Annotated in this window: 14 protein-coding genes; 4 read left to right on the top strand and 10 right to left on the bottom strand. The window is 66.4% G+C overall.

Annotated features, from left to right (window positions below):
- Positions 1-13: 13 nt before the first annotated feature.
- Positions 14-2,011 carry a T6SS phospholipase effector Tle1-like catalytic domain-containing protein gene (locus BM013_RS13300; protein ID WP_093127658.1) on the top strand — a complete coding sequence of 666 codons (1,998 nt, stop codon included), beginning with the start codon at positions 14-16 and terminating at the stop codon, positions 2,009-2,011.
- Between the two features lie 135 nt (positions 2,012-2,146).
- On the top strand, positions 2,147-2,641 hold the full coding sequence (locus BM013_RS13295; protein ID WP_093127655.1) for a pentapeptide repeat-containing protein: 495 nt from the start codon (positions 2,147-2,149) through the stop codon (positions 2,639-2,641).
- A gap of 316 nt (positions 2,642-2,957) precedes the next feature.
- On the opposite strand, the gene BM013_RS13290 is transcribed toward BM013_RS13295, so the two are convergent.
- Positions 2,958-3,260 carry a hypothetical protein gene (locus BM013_RS13290; protein WP_093127653.1) on the bottom strand — a complete coding sequence of 101 codons (303 nt, stop codon included), beginning with the start codon at positions 3,258-3,260 and terminating at the stop codon, positions 2,958-2,960.
- 22 nt (positions 3,261-3,282) lie between these two features.
- Positions 3,283-4,518 carry an ammonium transporter gene (locus BM013_RS13285; RefSeq protein WP_093127650.1) on the bottom strand — a complete coding sequence of 412 codons (1,236 nt, stop codon included), beginning with the start codon at positions 4,516-4,518 and terminating at the stop codon, positions 3,283-3,285.
- A 417-nt stretch (positions 4,519-4,935) separates the two neighbouring features.
- Between BM013_RS13285 and BM013_RS13280 the strand changes: the two genes are divergently transcribed.
- Positions 4,936-5,694: a TSUP family transporter gene (locus BM013_RS13280; RefSeq protein WP_093127648.1), complete on the top strand. Its 759-nt coding sequence runs from the start codon at positions 4,936-4,938 to the stop codon at positions 5,692-5,694.
- A gap of 97 nt (positions 5,695-5,791) precedes the next feature.
- On the opposite strand, the gene BM013_RS13275 is transcribed toward BM013_RS13280, so the two are convergent.
- The 5 genes from BM013_RS13275 to BM013_RS13255 form a co-directional block, all read right to left on the bottom strand.
- Positions 5,792-7,303 carry a tripartite tricarboxylate transporter permease gene (locus BM013_RS13275; RefSeq protein ID WP_093127645.1) on the bottom strand — a complete coding sequence of 504 codons (1,512 nt, stop codon included), beginning with the start codon at positions 7,301-7,303 and terminating at the stop codon, positions 5,792-5,794.
- A gap of 12 nt (positions 7,304-7,315) precedes the next feature.
- Positions 7,316-7,804, bottom strand: coding sequence for a tripartite tricarboxylate transporter TctB family protein (locus BM013_RS13270; RefSeq protein WP_093127642.1), 489 nt, complete (start codon positions 7,802-7,804; stop codon positions 7,316-7,318).
- A 205-nt stretch (positions 7,805-8,009) separates the two neighbouring features.
- The gene (locus BM013_RS13265) at positions 8,010-8,423 is read right to left on the bottom strand and encodes an RNA recognition motif domain-containing protein (protein WP_093127640.1); all 414 of its coding nucleotides are present in this window, start codon (positions 8,421-8,423) and stop codon (positions 8,010-8,012) included.
- A 180-nt stretch (positions 8,424-8,603) separates the two neighbouring features.
- Positions 8,604-8,840, bottom strand: coding sequence for a DUF3820 family protein (locus BM013_RS13260; RefSeq protein WP_093127638.1), 237 nt, complete (start codon positions 8,838-8,840; stop codon positions 8,604-8,606).
- A gap of 7 nt (positions 8,841-8,847) precedes the next feature.
- Complete coding sequence (locus tag BM013_RS13255; RefSeq protein WP_093127635.1) at positions 8,848-9,228, bottom strand: translation initiation factor Sui1; 381 nt, start codon at positions 9,226-9,228, stop codon at positions 8,848-8,850.
- A 55-nt stretch (positions 9,229-9,283) separates the two neighbouring features.
- Between BM013_RS13255 and BM013_RS13250 the strand changes: the two genes are divergently transcribed.
- A complete protein-coding gene (locus BM013_RS13250; protein ID WP_093127632.1) occupies positions 9,284-10,570 on the top strand; it encodes a DEAD/DEAH box helicase in 1,287 nt (428 codons plus the stop codon).
- 113 nt (positions 10,571-10,683) lie between these two features.
- Here BM013_RS13250 and BM013_RS13245 read toward each other — a convergent pair whose 3' ends face one another.
- The 3 genes from BM013_RS13245 to BM013_RS13235 all read right to left on the bottom strand — a co-directional run bounded on the left by BM013_RS13245 (position 10,684) and on the right by BM013_RS13235 (position 14,321).
- On the bottom strand, positions 10,684-10,980 hold the full coding sequence (locus BM013_RS13245; protein ID WP_093127631.1) for a hypothetical protein: 297 nt from the start codon (positions 10,978-10,980) through the stop codon (positions 10,684-10,686).
- A 189-nt stretch (positions 10,981-11,169) separates the two neighbouring features.
- Complete coding sequence (locus BM013_RS13240) at positions 11,170-12,570, bottom strand: dipeptidase (RefSeq protein WP_093127628.1); 1,401 nt, start codon at positions 12,568-12,570, stop codon at positions 11,170-11,172.
- A gap of 50 nt (positions 12,571-12,620) precedes the next feature.
- Complete coding sequence (locus BM013_RS13235; RefSeq protein WP_093127626.1) at positions 12,621-14,321, bottom strand: carboxylesterase/lipase family protein; 1,701 nt, start codon at positions 14,319-14,321, stop codon at positions 12,621-12,623.
- Positions 14,322-14,346: the final 25 nt, after the last annotated feature.

The following is a 14,346-nucleotide window of genomic DNA, read 5'->3' as shown; positions in this document are numbered from 1 at the left end:
GGAGTGTCAAGTAATGTCAGTTCAATTCATGCCGCCTGCTCTGCCAGGCGACCGCCGCCTGAGTCTTAAAGAGCAGGTGCAACGTGCTGCGGCCGTGAGCTGCATCGAACGTGGCGACAAAACTGCGCTTTGCGCATCGATGATTCATGTCGGAATCTTCTTTGACGGCACCAATAACAACAAGAAGCGCGATCAACTGGATGTCTTGGATGGGGATCCAAAAGCTCTCAACAAATGCAGCCACAGCAATGTAGTAGTGCTGCACGACGCCTTTCAAGGAAATGCCAAGGAGGGCTACTACCGGTTCTACGTTCCCGGTGTCGGAACTCCTTTTCCGGAGATCGGCGAGAAGACGGAAACTCCTGACGGCAAGGCCAAGGCCACAGGTGGGGATGCACGGATCAATTGGGCGTTGATCCAACTGCTCAATGCGATGCATCGGTCCATCATGAGCGAGCCGCTGGTAAAAAATGAGGAGGCGGGCCGTTTGGCCACCAAGCAACCGCTGCACGTCGGAAGCGCCGGCCCCAACATGTCCGGAAAACGGGTGTACTTCGTCGGCCGTGCGACCGGGCTGGACGCCGAACCCGGTGGCAAGCTCGGGGAACTGAAAAAGGCCCTGCAAAGCAAGCCACCGAAGAAGCTGGTGCAAGTCAATCTTTCCGTGTTTGGTTTCTCACGGGGTGCGGCGCAGGCGCGGGCGTTCTGCCACTTCTTGCACCATCTGCTTCTGAGAGAAAAGAACGGCGGCTACACGCTGGCGGACGTGCCGTTTCGCGTTCAGTTTCTCGGTCTGTTCGACTCTGTGGCCTCTGTCGGGTTGGCAGACAGCTCGCCCTTCTGGCGAGGTCTTGGCGGGTGGGCCAACGGCACGCTGGACATTGCGCCCAGCGTGGAGCGCACGGTGCACCTGTGCGCTGCGCATGAAATCCGCATCAACTTTCCACTATCGACTGGCCGCCAGCGCGACAACAAGTACCCACTCAACTGCGTCGAGAAGGTATACCCGGGCGCCCACTCGAATGTTGGCGGCGGCTACGATCCGGGCTGCCAGGGAAAGGCCGTGGGCGCGCGTGCCAAGCTGCTGTCTCAGATGCCGTTGCTGGACATGTACAACGAGGCGCGCATTAGCGCAGTGCCGCTGTTGAGTATCGAAAAGCTCAAGGCGCTTGGTGCCGCCGGTGCCGCAGTCGCCAGCGATCTGGAAATGGATGACGAGAGCATCGTTCTGTTCAATGCCTACCGCGAATGGTCCGCTCGCAGCGGCGTGGGCGGCAGCATCGAGGCAGCACAGCACGGCCATATGCAACTGTACTGGCGCTGGCGGCTGATGCACATGAACAGCGTGCCCAAGCTCCCGAGCTACCAGCGTGCTTCCGAACAGGACCGTATCGACATGCGCGAAAGCGATGCCGACTTTGCGTCGGACGTGGCTGCCGCACTCGGGCAAAAAAGAATGGAAGCCGATCTCGCGCGGACGGAGCCTTTGTCTGGCGGGACTTCTGCTCTTTCAGCAGTGCAAAAGGATTTCTTGCGCATCTACCAGGAGTTCTCTACGAACGCTCCTGCGAGCAAGTTGCCGACGGCCGCCAATCGTTTCTTCGACGAGTTGGTGCACGACTCGCATGCCTCCTTCTACATGGTAGGACCGGTGACAGCCTTCGATCGCAAAGAGAAGATCAAGCAGATCGAGAAGAAGGTCGAAATCACCCGACGGCACATCGCGTGGGTAAAGGATACGAGCGCGACACTCATCCTGCCTCCAGGTGCTGTCCGTGGGCCGCTGCCACCGATGGACGAAGCGCGATCGCTTTCCGAACTGGAGCGGCGCATATGGGAATACCAGAAGACCCATCCGGACGAATTCCCTCAACTCACCGATGCCGACCGCGAACAGTTGCTGGCGATGGAAGACCTCGTGACCAGCGGCGCCGTGCGCCTTGTCACCAACAAGACGCGCCGGGAACTTGGCGGTCATGTGCGTTATCGGCGCGTGTTCGACAGAAGTTGATGGGCATGGACCCGGCGGTTTCTCCCACGACTGCGAGCGGCCACCTTCAACAAGGCCGTCGGGATGTTTCCACGGAAATGGGCGTGTGAGGCGGCCTCATATGACATCTCAATATCTTGAAGCAGAGAGAGTGACATGAGCGCGGAAAAACTCATCCTGAACCATGACAAGTGGCGCAAACGTGTCGGCGGTGCGTTGGCTGGTGTGACCGGTGAGAGCGACAGCAATGCCTATGCGGGCCTGGATTTGAACCTGATCACGTTTGCTGGCAGCACATTCAGCGGCAGCAGCTTTGCTTCGACCACCTTCAAACAAGCCGAGTGGACGACATGCCAGTTCACCAAATGCGTCTTCAGCGCTTGTGATTTCGAGGGCGTCGTTGTCACAGGTTGCACCTTCAGCAACTGCACTTTTGCCAAATCTCAGTTTCGCCGAAGTCGACTCACCGCCTGCAAATTCAACCTGTGCACCTGGGACGACCTGAACTTCGATTCGGCCCATTGGTCTGGTGTCGACGTGCTGGGCTGCACCGGCACGCGAGTCGAAGCGATTGATCTCCGAGGCAAACAGGTTGATTTCACGGGCAGCAGCTTTGAGTACACGGAATTCAGGAACGCGCGCATCAACTGAATCTCCGCGGACCGCCGCTGGAGCCGCACAGTTCTTGGTCACAAGACTGGGCATTGAACCGTCGCCTTCTATGGCGTTGGATCCACGGTTTCTCGGTCAAGGTGTAACGGGAATGCGATGCTGCTCCGCGCAGGTCTGGCGCGACCGCATCGTGCGTCAGCGCCTGCCGGTTCCGCGGCGCAATGATGCGTCCCGGTTCGGGAGTTCCGTCAAGAGCGGTGTTCCGGGCGGTGCACGCGGCGCCGCGAGAACGGCAGCGTCGAGCGCTGACGCCCCGAGACGCGCGCACCTTGAACAATGCGCCAGCAAGAAAGAGTCAGCGCAGCCCGCCCACGTAGCGCGGCGGCGGCGTAGGCGGATTTCCGTCCGGCTGCCGCGCCGCCAACCGCGCCGCGCGGGCCAGCGGCTCCATCGCCTGCTCGAGCCGTGTGGCGAGCAGGTAGAGCTCTTCGTCCTTCGTGTCCGCCGCGTGCGCGCGGGTCATGCGCACGATCTCGGCGGCGTACTCGGCGTTGGTCGCCATCCACTCGGTGTCGGTCACGCGCCCGTGCTTTCGCCGCAGCGCCACGTGCAGGCGGGCGGCGAGGGCGATGCGTTCGCTTTCGGACATGGATGGCATGGCGGTTCCCTCCGTCGGTGGATCAACTCCCCAGGTGTTCCCTGTGCTGTGCAAGATCGAGGCCCGCCAGTTCGCTCTCGGCGTCGACGCGCAGGCCCACGAGCAGGTGCACCAGGAGAAGCACCACCGCCGTGCCGGTGGCGCTGTAGATGGCGACGCTGCCCACGGCAATGGCCTGGGTCAGCACGTCGCCGCCGGCGCCCGAGATGCGAGGGTCGGCGAACACGCCCGTGAGCAGCGCGCCCACGATGCCGCCGATGCCGTGCACGCCGAACACGTCCAGCGAGTCGTCCGCCCCCAGCAGGTGCTTCAGGCCCGTGGCGCCCCAATAGCAGGCCAGCCCCGCGATGGCGCCGATGGCCAGCGCGGCCGGCGGCGTGACGAAGCCCGCCGCCGGCGTGATGGCCACCAGCCCGGCCACCAGGCCCGAGCACAGGCCCAGCAGCGAGGGGCGCCGCCGCACGGTCCACTCGCCCACCATCCAGCTCATGGCGCCCGCCGCCGCGGCGATGTGCGTCACCAGCATGGCGAGGCCGGCGCGCCCGTCGGCCGCCACCGCCGAGCCCGCATTGAAGCCGAACCAGCCCACCCACAGCAGGCCCGCGCCCACCATGGTGAAGGCCAGGTTGTAGGGCTCGAAGGCCTCGCGCCCGTAGCCCTTGCGCGGGCCCAGCGCATAGGCGCACACCAGCCCCGCGATGCCCGCGTTGACGTGCACCACCGAGCCGCCCGCGAAGTCGAGCGCGCCCATCTGCGCGAGCCAGCCGCCCGGCTCCCACACCCAGTGCGCGACCGGCGCATAGACCAGCACGCTCCACAGCAGCGCGAACCACAGCACCGCCGAGAAGCGCATGCGCTCGACGAAGGCGCCCAGCACCAGCGCGGTGGTGATGATCGCGAAGGTCAGCTGGAACATCGCGTAGACCGACTCCGGAATGTTGGGCGCCACGTGGCTCACCGCCACCTGGCCCGCGTCCTTCAGGTACTCGAAGCCCGAGAACCAGAGCCGGCCGAGGCCGCCCAGCCAGGGCCAGCCGGGCGTGAAGGCCAGCGAGTAGCCCACCGCGAACCAGGTGAGCGACACCGCCGCGGCGATCGCCACCACGGCGGCCATGGTGGCCAGCACGTTCTTGCGGCGCACCATGCCCGCGTAGAAGAGCGCGATGCCGGGCAGCGTCATGAGCAGCACCAGCGCGGTCGAGGTCATCATCCACGCGGTGTCTGCCGCGTTGATGGAGGCTTGGGGAGCCAAGGCCATGGCGGTTGTCTTCTTCGAGTTGCGGACTGAGGCCTTACGTGCACAAGTCGTGCCATGCCGTTAACGCTCGGAAACACTTTCGTACGCGAAATGCATTTCGAACGTAAGGCAAAGCGGGTAATTCCCAATGCACTGGCGCGGTGCACGCCCTAAAGTCTGCCCACTCGCGAACGGGCCCTGCTCGTACTGCCGAGGGTCCGAGGAGACAAATTCCCGATCAACAAGAAAAATGCTCAAAGGCTCCGTACGAGATGCCTGGTCAAAACTTGAAAGGCGCCGCTGGTCGGCGCCTTTTTTATGCCCGCTCGCCGCGTGCGCGGCAGGCATTTTCCTCAAGCGAAATCGGCCTCCTGCGCTTGTCGCACGTGCGAATGCAGCTATCTTTTTGATAGTTCTGCGGGTGCGACAATCGCCGCCATGGAAATGCTGGTGGTCACGGGTGCCTCGCTGCTCGCGGGTTTTGTCGATTCGATCGTGGGTGGAGGCGGGTTGATCCTGGTGCCGGCGCTGTTTGCCGTGTTTCCGGGCGCACCACCAGCGACCCTGCTGGGCACCAACAAGAGTGCGTCCATTTGGGGCACGGCCGCCGCCGCGGCCCAGTTCAGCCAGCGCGTGCAGATGCGCTGGGGTGCCCTGTGGCCTGCCGCGTTGCTCGGTTTCGCCGGCGCGATGCTGGGCGCCTGGGGCGTCACCATGTTCCCCGGCGACTTCCTGCGCCGGGCGCTGCCGGTCATCCTGCTGGGCGTGCTGCTCTACACCCTGGCGCGCAAGGACATGGGCCGGCTGCACGCGCCGCGCTTCAGCGGCCGGGCCGAAACGCTGGCAGCCTGCACCATCGGCCTGTCGATCGGGCTGTACGACGGCTTCTTCGGCCCGGGCGCGGGCAGCTTCCTGGTGTTCCTGTTCGTGCGCTGGATGGGCTACGACTTCCTGAACGCCTCGGCCTCCGCCAAGATCATCAACACGCTGACCAACGCGGCCGCGCTGATCCTGCTGGCCGCCAAGGGCCACGTGTGGTGGCACTACGGGCTGGTGATGGCGGTGGCCAACGTGGCCGGCAGCCTGCTGGGCACGCGCGTGGCGCTGAAGCACGGCGCGGGCTTCGTGCGGGTGGTGTTCATCGTGGTGGTGAGCGCGCTGATCCTGAAGACGGCTTACGACGCGTTCCTGCGGTAGCAGCTCCAAGCGCGGTCCCGGCCGGGGGCGCCAGGCTCGCAGGCCGGAATGAAAAAAGCCCCCGGATGGGGGCTTCCTGCAAGACCGCAAGGCGTCTTCACTCCTCGACGAATGCCTCTTCGCGCTTGGCCTTGATGGCGGGCAGCAGCACGATCCCGAGCAGCATCACCGCGGCCACCAGCAGCCCCGCCGACAGCGGCCGCGTGACGAACACGCTCCACGCGCCGCGCGACAGCAGCAGCGCGCGCCGCAGGTTCTCTTCCATCATCGGGCCCAGGATGAAGCCCAGCAGCAGCGGCGCGGGCTCGGTGCGCAGCTTGATGAACAGGTAGCCGATGAAGCCGAAGGCCGCCACCATCCATACGTCGAAGGTGTTGTTGTTGGTCGAGTACACGCCGATCGCGCAGAACAGCACGATGGCGGGGAACAGGAACTTGTAGGGCACCGTCAGCAGCTTGATCCACATGCCGATCAGCGGCAGGTTCAGGATGATCAGCATCGCGTTGCCGATCCACATCGAGGCGATCAGGCCCCAGAACAGTTCCGGGTTGCTGGTCATCACCTGCGGGCCGGGCTGGATGTTGTGGATCGTCATGGCGCCCACCATCAGCGCCATCACGGCGTTGGGCGGAATGCCCAGCGTCAGCAGCGGGATGAAGGAAGTCTGCGCGCCGGCGTTGTTGGCCGACTCGGGCGACGCCACGCCGCGGATGTTGCCCTTGCCGAAGGGCACTTCGCCGGGGCGCATCTTGATCTTCTTCTCCAGCGCATACGAGGCGAAGGAGGCCAGCAGCGCGCCGCCGCCGGGCAGGATGCCCAGGGCCGAACCCAGCGCCGTGCCGCGCAGCACCGCGGGCGTCATGCGCTTGAAGTCTTCCTTGGTGGGCCACAGGCCCTTCACCTTGTGCGTGAACACTTCGCGCTCGTCGTCGGGCTGCGAGAGGTTGCCGATGATTTCGCCGTAGCCGAACACGCCCATGGCAATCACCACGAAGCCGATGCCGTCGGTCAGCTCGGGAATGTCGAAGCTGTAGCGCGCCACGCCCGAGTTCACGTCGGTGCCCACGATGCCCAGCAGCAGGCCCAGCACGATCATGGCCACCGCCTTGATCAGCGAGCCCGAAGCCAGCACCACCGCGCCGATCAGGCCCAGGGTCATCAGCGAGAAGTACTCTGCGGGGCCGAACTTGAAGGCCAGCTCGGTCAGCGGCGGCGCGAAGGCGGCCAGGATCAGCGTGCCCACGCAACCGGCGAAGAACGAGCCGAGGCCGGCCGCGGCCAGTGCCGGGCCTGCGCGGCCCTGCCTTGCCATCTGGTAGCCGTCGATGCAGGTGACCACCGACGACGACTCGCCCGGCAGGTTCACCAGAATGGCTGTGGTCGAGCCGCCGTACTGCGCGCCGTAGTAGATGCCGGCCAGCATGATCAGCGCCGACACGGGCGGCAGCGCGTACGTGGCGGGCAGCAGCATCGCGATGGTCGCGACCGGGCCGATGCCCGGCAGCACGCCGATCAGCGTGCCCAGGATGCAGCCCAGCAGGCAGTACAGCAGGTTGGTGAAGGTGAAGGCAACGCCGAAACCGATGGAAAGGTTGTGGATCAGGTCCATGGTGCGTGCTCCTCAGCCCGAAATGAAAGTGGGCCAGACCTGGATCTGGAGCTTCAGCGCCCAGATGAAGGCCACATAGCTGCCGGCCGCCAGGATGGTCGACAGGATCAGCACGTCGCGCAGCTTGAAGTGCTCGCCCGCCATGCTCGAGATGATGGTCAGCGCGTAGATCGCGATGATCATCCCCATGGCCGGCAGTCCGATGCTGGGCAGGCCGCCCAGCAGCACGCCGAAGGCCAGGTTGGCGCCGAGCACGAAGGCCAGCGGCTTCCAGGCCCATTTGCCGATCGGGTCGCCGTCAGTGGTCTCGACCACCAGCGCCTGGAACATGATGATCGCGCCGAGGATGGACAGCAGGATGCCGAGCATCAACGGAAAATAACCCGGCCCCATGCGGGCCCCGTCGCCGATGGTGTAGGTGGTCGCGCCTATCGCGAAAGCGCCCCCCACGCTGGTGAACATGACTCCTGAAAAGAAGTCCGCCTGACTCTTGATACGCATTGTCTCGCCCCTCTTGTATGGAGGGGTGAGGGTCGTTCTGCGCGGCTGACCGTTGGCTGACCGCGGCTGTACGGACTATTGCTTACCGGGTTTTCATTAGGGCCAGCTGACCAGGGCTTTCGCACAGGGCGCAGAAACGAAAAAAGCTCCCGAAGGAGCTTCTTTTCATTCAGAGAGCCGAAGCTCTCGGAGTGCAGGGGAGGGCTTAGTAGCCGCCACGGCCACCGCCGCCGCCGCCGTAACCGCCGCCACCACCGCTGCGGCCACCGCCGCCGCCGCCGTAACCGCCGCCACCACCACCACCGCCGTAGCCGCCACCGCCGCCACCACCGCCGTAGCCGCCGCCACCACCGGTGCGGGGGGGACGAGCTTCCATCGGACGAGCTTCATTCACCGTCAGGGCGCGGCCCTGCAGCGAGTGGCCGTTCATGGCTTCGATGGCTGCGAGTGCTTCAGCATCCGAACCCATTTCGACAAAGCCGAAGCCCTTCGAACGGCCGGTGTCACGTTCCATCATGACCTTTGCGCTGACGATTGCGCCGAACTCGCCGAAAGCTTGTTCCAGGTCGTTGTCACGCACGGAGTAGGCGAGGTTGCCTACGTAGAGTTTCTTGCCCATTGAGGGACTCCTAATTCAAACCAACAAGACAAAGCGATGGAGTCCCAGAATCACAACAAACAAGTGCGCTGTGGCGCGAAACTGACCGATCACCGAATTACGTGCACGGGAGACAAAGCTCACAGACACGTGGGCCGGATTATCCAGTGCGAATTGAAAAAATTGTGGGAAATTCGTGTGTTATTGAGAAACACCTTGTCCCGCCGGGCGGTTTCGCAACGGTTTGAGCAGATCCGAGAGCCCGTTGTGGTCTATTTCATGCATCAGCTCGAGCAGTCGGCCGATTTCTCCTGAGGGAAAACCCTCGCGTGCGAACCAGGTCAGGTAATTTCCGGGCAAATCGGCAATCAGCGTTCCCTTGTGCTTGCCAAAAGGCATCTGGAGCGTCACCAGGCGTTGCAGGTCTTCGGGTTTCATCGCGCGCTCAGCCTCCCGCCCGCTTGACCGTGTGGCCCTGCTTCACCAGGGCTGCGATCACAGTTTCGCGGTGGTCGCCCTGGATCTCGATCACGCCGTCCTTCACCGTGCCGCCCGAGCCGCAGGCCGTTTTCAGCTGCTTGCCGAGCGCCACGAGGCCTTCCGCGTCAAGTGCAACGCCCTTCACCACGGTCACGCCCTTGCCTTTGCGTCCCTTGGTCTCGTGCGATACGCGGACAATGCCGTCGGTGGCGGGCATGCGCGCCTTGAGTTCCTTGCAGCGGCACTGGGCCACGGGCTCGCCGCAGCCGGGGCACATGCGCCCGCCCGCCTCGGTGGAATAGACCAGGGTGCTGCCCGCCTGATTGCGCTGTTTCATCGTCGACATTCGTTGCGTCTTTCTTTTCCTTCTTCGACCCGGGTTCTTCTCTCTGTCTGCTCACATGCCATTCGATTCACTGGGCCTGGTGCCCGCGCTCGTGCACGCTGCCGCCGAAAGCGGCTATGCCGCGCCGACCGCCATCCAGGCCGCGGCCATCCCCGCGATTCTGCAAGGTCGCGACGTGCGGGGCTCGGCGCAGACCGGTTCCGGCAAGACCGCCGCATTTTCCCTGCCGCTGCTGCAGCGCCTGGCGGCCGAGCCCGCGCAGGGCTCGCGCCGCGTGCGCGCGCTGGTGCTGGTGCCCACGCGTGAACTCGCGGCCCAGGTCGGCGAGACCATGCGCAGCCTGGCGCAGCACCTGCCGGAGCGCCTGAAGATCGTCGTCGCCTTCGGCGGCGTGTCGATCAACCCGCAGATGATGAGCCTGCGCGGCGGCGCCGACATCGTGGTTGCCACGCCCGGCCGCCTGCTCGACCTGGCCGACCACAATGCGCTCAAGCTCAACGCCGTGTCGACGCTGGTGCTCGACGAGGCCGACCGCCTGTTCGACCTGGGCTTTGCCGAAGAGCTCGGCCGCATCCTCGCGCTGCTGCCCGCGCAGCGCCAGAACCTGCTGTTCTCCGCCACCTTCCCGCCCGCCATCCAGGCGCTGGCCGACGGCATGCTGCGCGAACCCGCCGTGATCGACGTGCAGGGCGAGCCGGGCACCGAGCCCAACATCGTGCAGCGCGTGATCGAGGTCGACCCGGTGCGCCGCACGCAGCTGCTGCGCCACCTGCTCAAGCAGCACGAAGGCGAATGGGACCGCGTGCTGGTCTTCGTCGCCACGCAGCATGCGGCGCAGACCGTGGCCGAGAAGCTCTACAAGAACGGCATCTACGCCGTGCCCTTCCACGGCGACATTGCACAGGGCACGCGCACCAACATCCTGTCGGACTTCAAGCAGAGCCGCTGGGACGTGGTGATCGCCACCGACCTCGCGGCGCGCGGCATCGACATCGCGCAGCTGCCCGTGGTCATCAACTACGACCTGCCGCGTTCGCCGACCGACTACATCCACCGCATCGGCCGCACCGGCCGCGCGGGAGAAAGCGGCCTGGCCATCAGCTTCGTGAGCGCCTCGACCGAGGCGCACTTCCGCCTGATCGAGAAGCGCCAGGGCCTGAGCCTGCCGCGCGAGCGTGTCGAGGGCTTCGAGCCGACCGAGGTGGCGCCGCCGGTGGTGGACGCGTCGGGCACGGGTGGCGTGAAGGGCGCGCGGCCGAGCAAGAAGGACAAGCTGCGTGCCGCGGCGAAGGCCGCGCAAGAGCGAGAAGGGCGCGAAGGCGGCAACGACGCCGAGCGCTGAGCGCCGCCGCGGCTACGCGGCGAGGAACGAGGAGTGAGGCGAGGCCGTCGGGTGCCTCGCCAGCTCGGCCCGCGGCAGCGTCCACGCCCGTGTGCCTTCCCCGATCGCCCCGATCACTCGTGAACCAATTGCCGGTAGCGCCAGACGCCCCAGATCGCGCCCACCGTGATCCCGATGCCCACGCTCCAGCCCGCCGGCACGCCGAATCCGAACGACAGGACGAGCATCAATGCGGCGCTCACCAGTGCGATGAGCACGAGCGTGACGAAATCGAAGCGCGCAACTGCCAGGGTGTCCTCGGTGACGCTGCGGCCTTGGCGGCCGTGCGTGCGGCGCAGCCTCCGGAACAGGAAGACATCGGCAATGAATTCGAAGAGTCCGATGAAAAGATCGGCCAGGATGCTCCACATCGGGGTGCTCCATTTCGGGGTGACACCCTGGACCATTGCTTTTCTCTCATGAGGGTCCGGCGAGGGTGGGACGGCGGATCACGGCGGGATGTTACTGCCCTCCGGAGGAGGGCGAAGGGCGAAGGGCCAAGGCGAAGGACGAGGGCCGAGCCATCGACCTCGGCCGAGATCCCCGCCATGTCGCCGCCGCTACGCCGCATGGAACGACGCCGGCGAATGCGTCGCCAGTTCCGCCAGCAGCAGTGTCCACGCCCGCGTGCCTTCCCCGATCGACTGCAGCCTGAAGAACTCGTTGGGCGCGTGCACGTCTTCGTCGGGCAGGTTGAAGCCGAACATCAGCGTGTCGATGCCCAGCATCTCCTTGAAGATCGACGTGACCGGCACGCTCGCGCCAAGCCGCACGTGGATGGGCCGGCGGCCCGTTTCGCGCTCGAGCACCGCCTCGGCCGCGCGCACCAGCGGATGGCCGGGGGCCAGTGTGGAGGCGGGCGAGCCGTCGTTCATGGCCACCACGTCGAGCGTGCAGCCCGCGGGGCAATGGGCCTGCAGGTGGCGCAGCACGGCGCGGACTACGGCGCGCGGGTCTTGCCCCTCGACCACGCGCGGAGTGAGCTTGACCTGCGCCTCGCACGGCACGATGGTCTTGCCGCCGCCACCGGTGTAGCCGCCCCACAGGCCGTTGACGTCGAGCGCGGGCCGCAGCGTGACGCGTTCGCGCGCGCTGTAGCCGGGCTCGCCGTGCGCGCTGCCGCCCACGTCCGAGAAGAACCCGGCCTCGTCGTACGGAAACGCCGCGGTGTCGGCGCGCTGCCGTTCGGTGGGCGGCACGGCGCCGTCATGGAAACCGTCAACCGCCACGCCGCCATCGGCATGGTGCAGCGAGGCCACGAGCCGCGCCATGTCGTGCAGCGCGTTGCGCACGCTGCCGCCGTAGCGGCCCGAATGCAGGTCCTTGTGCGCGGTGCGCAGCCGCACTTCGAGCTGCGCGTTGCCGCGGGCGCCGGTGTTGAGCGTCGGCACGCTCGCACTGGCGCGGCCGCCGTCGGCCGACAGCACCGCGTCGGCCTGCAGCAGCGCGCGGTGGCGCTCGACGATGGTGCGCAGCGACGGGCTGCCCGTTTCTTCCTCGCCCTCGAGAAACACCTTGATGTTCACGGGGCACGCGCCCTGCATCGCAAGGAACGAGGCGATCACCTCGAGCGCGATGGTGGTCGAGCCTTTCACGTCCGACGTGCCGCGCCCGTAGAGCCGGCCGTCCACCTCGGTCGGCTCGAACGGCGGTGTTCGCCATTGCTCGACGGGGTCGGCGGGCTGCACGTCGTAGTGGCCGTAGACCATCAGCGTGGGCCGGCCCGGCGCGCCGTTCCATTCGCCGTACACGGCGGGCTCGCCGCCGCCGTCGAGCAGGCGCACGCCGGCCAGGCCGATCTGTTCCATCCGCTCCAGCAGAAAGCGCCGCGCCTCGCGCATGCCCGGCGCAAAGGCCGGGTCGGCGCTCACGCTGGGAATGCGCAGGAAGGCCTTGAGCCAGCCCACGATCTCGGGCTCGCGGGCGCGGAGGTGGTCGATGACGGGGTGTGGTTCGTTCATGAGCGTGCGTGTGGGAGAGGCAGAGCTTGCAAAAAGGGTGTTCATGGCCGTCAGTACAGGGGCGGGAACACGCCCGGCCCCCACAGCGTGTCGCACTTGTGCGTGTGCTCGAACACGTTGCTCGACGTCTTGACGGCGGGGTAGCTGAAGTCGATCAGCGCGCGGTCCGCCGGTCCCATGAAGCGCGGCCAGCGCGTCGTGAGGTTGCGCGCGTCGCTGTTCGAGTCGCTGTTCGGATCGCCGTTCTTCGCGAAGTTGAGCAGGTACGCCACCATCTGCGCCGACAGCGCCTTGCGCTGCGCGGTGGTGGCGGCGTCGGGCGTGGCGCGTCCGGGGTCGAAGTACGGATAGCCGGGCAGCGCGTCGACCGTGCCGGTGAGGTAGTAGCTGTCCATGCCGTGCGCCGTGCCGTAGTAGAAACCCACCGGCTTCGGCGACGGCAACGACAGCTGCGGGTCGGTCATTTCCCAGCCGTACACCGGTACCCAGGCCGCGAGCGCGTCGCGCCGCGCGCTGTTGCCGCAGGCGTACATCGCGTCGCCCATGGCCCGTGCCACGCCCTGTGCCGGCACCGCGTAGTCGCCGATCGGGTAGGCCGCCTCGATGGCCGTGGTGTCGTAGCCGGCCGGCGCCAGGCCGCGCAGGTACAGAGGGTAGTAGCCGGCGCTGAGCTTGGTGTCGACGAACAGCGTGCCTTCGTCGAACACGCCGCCGATCATCACGGGCACCTGGTTGAAGTTGCCGGTCGCGAAGGCGCGCGCCGGCACCTGCGTGAGGACCTGCGCGTCCACCGTGGGCCGCCATTTCAGGCCGCCCTGCGCGAGCAGCGCCGACACGGGCAGGGCACGCAGGCAGGCGACGACGTCGGCCGCGGCACGCTTGTCGCAGCCGAGGTTCTTCACCGCGGTGTCGCCCACGGCCAGCGAGGTGTCCACGCTCGGGTTGGAGTACTCGGCCGCGCCGCCGCTTTGCATCACCGCGCGATGAAACAGTCCCTTGGCCTTGGGCGACTGCAGCAGCGAGAAACTCTGCGTTGCGCCGGCCGAGGTGCCCCACAGCGTGACGTTGCTCGCGTCGCCGCCGAAGGCCGCGATGTTCTTCTGCACCCAGCCGAGTGCCGCCAGCTGGTCCATCACCGCGAAGTTGCCGAGGCTGCCGTCCTTGTTGGCCGCGCGCAGCGCCTGGTTCGCGAGGTAGCCGAGCGCGCCCAGCCGGTAGTTCAGGCTGACCACCACCACGCCGCGGCTGGCCAGCGGGCTGGGGCCCATCTCGCCCGAGCCCAGCGTGAAGGCGCCGCCATGGATGTAGAAGACCACCGGCAACTGGTCGCCGGGCTTCGTGCCCGCCGGCTTCCACACGTTCAGGTGGAGGCAGTCTTCGGCGATCGGCGCGGCCACCGCGCCGGGCGCCTGCGGGCAGGCGTTGCCGAAGGCCGTGGCCTGCAACGTGGCGGCGTGCGCGGCCGGCGGCTGGGGCGGTGCCCATCGCAGATCGCCCACCGGCGGCTGCGCGTAGGGGATGCCGAGGAAGGCCACCGTGTCCGTACTGGCGGTGCCCGCCACCTTTCCTTCGGCGGTCACCGCGACCGTGAGGTCTTGCGCTGCGGGGGGCGCTGCCGGTGCCGGTGCGGTTGGCGGCAGCGCGATGCCGCCGAACCCCGCGCCACCACCACTGCCACCCCCGCCGCAAGCGGAGAGCGACAGCGCGAACGCCAGTGGCAGTGCCAGGCCGTGGATGTGTCTCGTCTTCATGAATGCGTCTCCGGGAATGGACGGG

Source organism: Variovorax sp. OK605, from assembly GCF_900115445.1.
In the GTDB taxonomy this organism is placed as follows: Bacteria; Pseudomonadota; Gammaproteobacteria; order Burkholderiales; family Burkholderiaceae_C; genus Variovorax.
The sequence above is the reverse complement of the archived record's forward strand: the minus strand, read 5'-3'. Positions and strand labels throughout refer to the sequence as shown.

What these genes read in the sequence shown, in the direction of transcription:
- BM013_RS13295 (WP_093127655.1), top strand. Translation starts at nt 2,147, where the DNA reads ATGAGCGCGGAAAAACTCATCCTGAACCATGACAAGTGGCGCAAACGT.
- BM013_RS13275 (WP_093127645.1), bottom strand. Translation starts at nt 7,303, where the DNA reads ATGGACCTGATCCACAACCTTTCCATCGGTTTCGGCGTTGCCTTCACC.
- BM013_RS13260 (WP_093127638.1), bottom strand. Translation starts at nt 8,840, where the DNA reads ATGAAACCCGAAGACCTGCAACGCCTGGTGACGCTCCAGATGCCTTTT.
- BM013_RS13240 (WP_093127628.1), bottom strand. Translation starts at nt 12,570, where the DNA reads ATGAACGAACCACACCCCGTCATCGACCACCTCCGCGCCCGCGAGCCC.
- BM013_RS13265 (WP_093127640.1), bottom strand. Translation starts at nt 8,423, where the DNA reads ATGGGCAAGAAACTCTACGTAGGCAACCTCGCCTACTCCGTGCGTGAC.
- BM013_RS13285 (WP_093127650.1), bottom strand. Translation starts at nt 4,518, where the DNA reads ATGGCCTTGGCTCCCCAAGCCTCCATCAACGCGGCAGACACCGCGTGG.
- BM013_RS13290 (WP_093127653.1), bottom strand. Translation starts at nt 3,260, where the DNA reads ATGCCATCCATGTCCGAAAGCGAACGCATCGCCCTCGCCGCCCGCCTG.
- BM013_RS13255 (WP_093127635.1), bottom strand. Translation starts at nt 9,228, where the DNA reads ATGTCGACGATGAAACAGCGCAATCAGGCGGGCAGCACCCTGGTCTAT.
- BM013_RS13250 (WP_093127632.1), top strand. Translation starts at nt 9,284, where the DNA reads ATGCCATTCGATTCACTGGGCCTGGTGCCCGCGCTCGTGCACGCTGCC.
- BM013_RS13280 (WP_093127648.1), top strand. Translation starts at nt 4,936, where the DNA reads ATGGAAATGCTGGTGGTCACGGGTGCCTCGCTGCTCGCGGGTTTTGTC.
- BM013_RS13245 (WP_093127631.1), bottom strand. Translation starts at nt 10,980, where the DNA reads ATGTGGAGCATCCTGGCCGATCTTTTCATCGGACTCTTCGAATTCATT.
- BM013_RS13235 (WP_093127626.1), bottom strand. Translation starts at nt 14,321, where the DNA reads ATGAAGACGAGACACATCCACGGCCTGGCACTGCCACTGGCGTTCGCG.
- BM013_RS13300 (WP_093127658.1), top strand. Translation starts at nt 14, where the DNA reads ATGTCAGTTCAATTCATGCCGCCTGCTCTGCCAGGCGACCGCCGCCTG.
- BM013_RS13270 (WP_093127642.1), bottom strand. Translation starts at nt 7,804, where the DNA reads ATGCGTATCAAGAGTCAGGCGGACTTCTTTTCAGGAGTCATGTTCACC.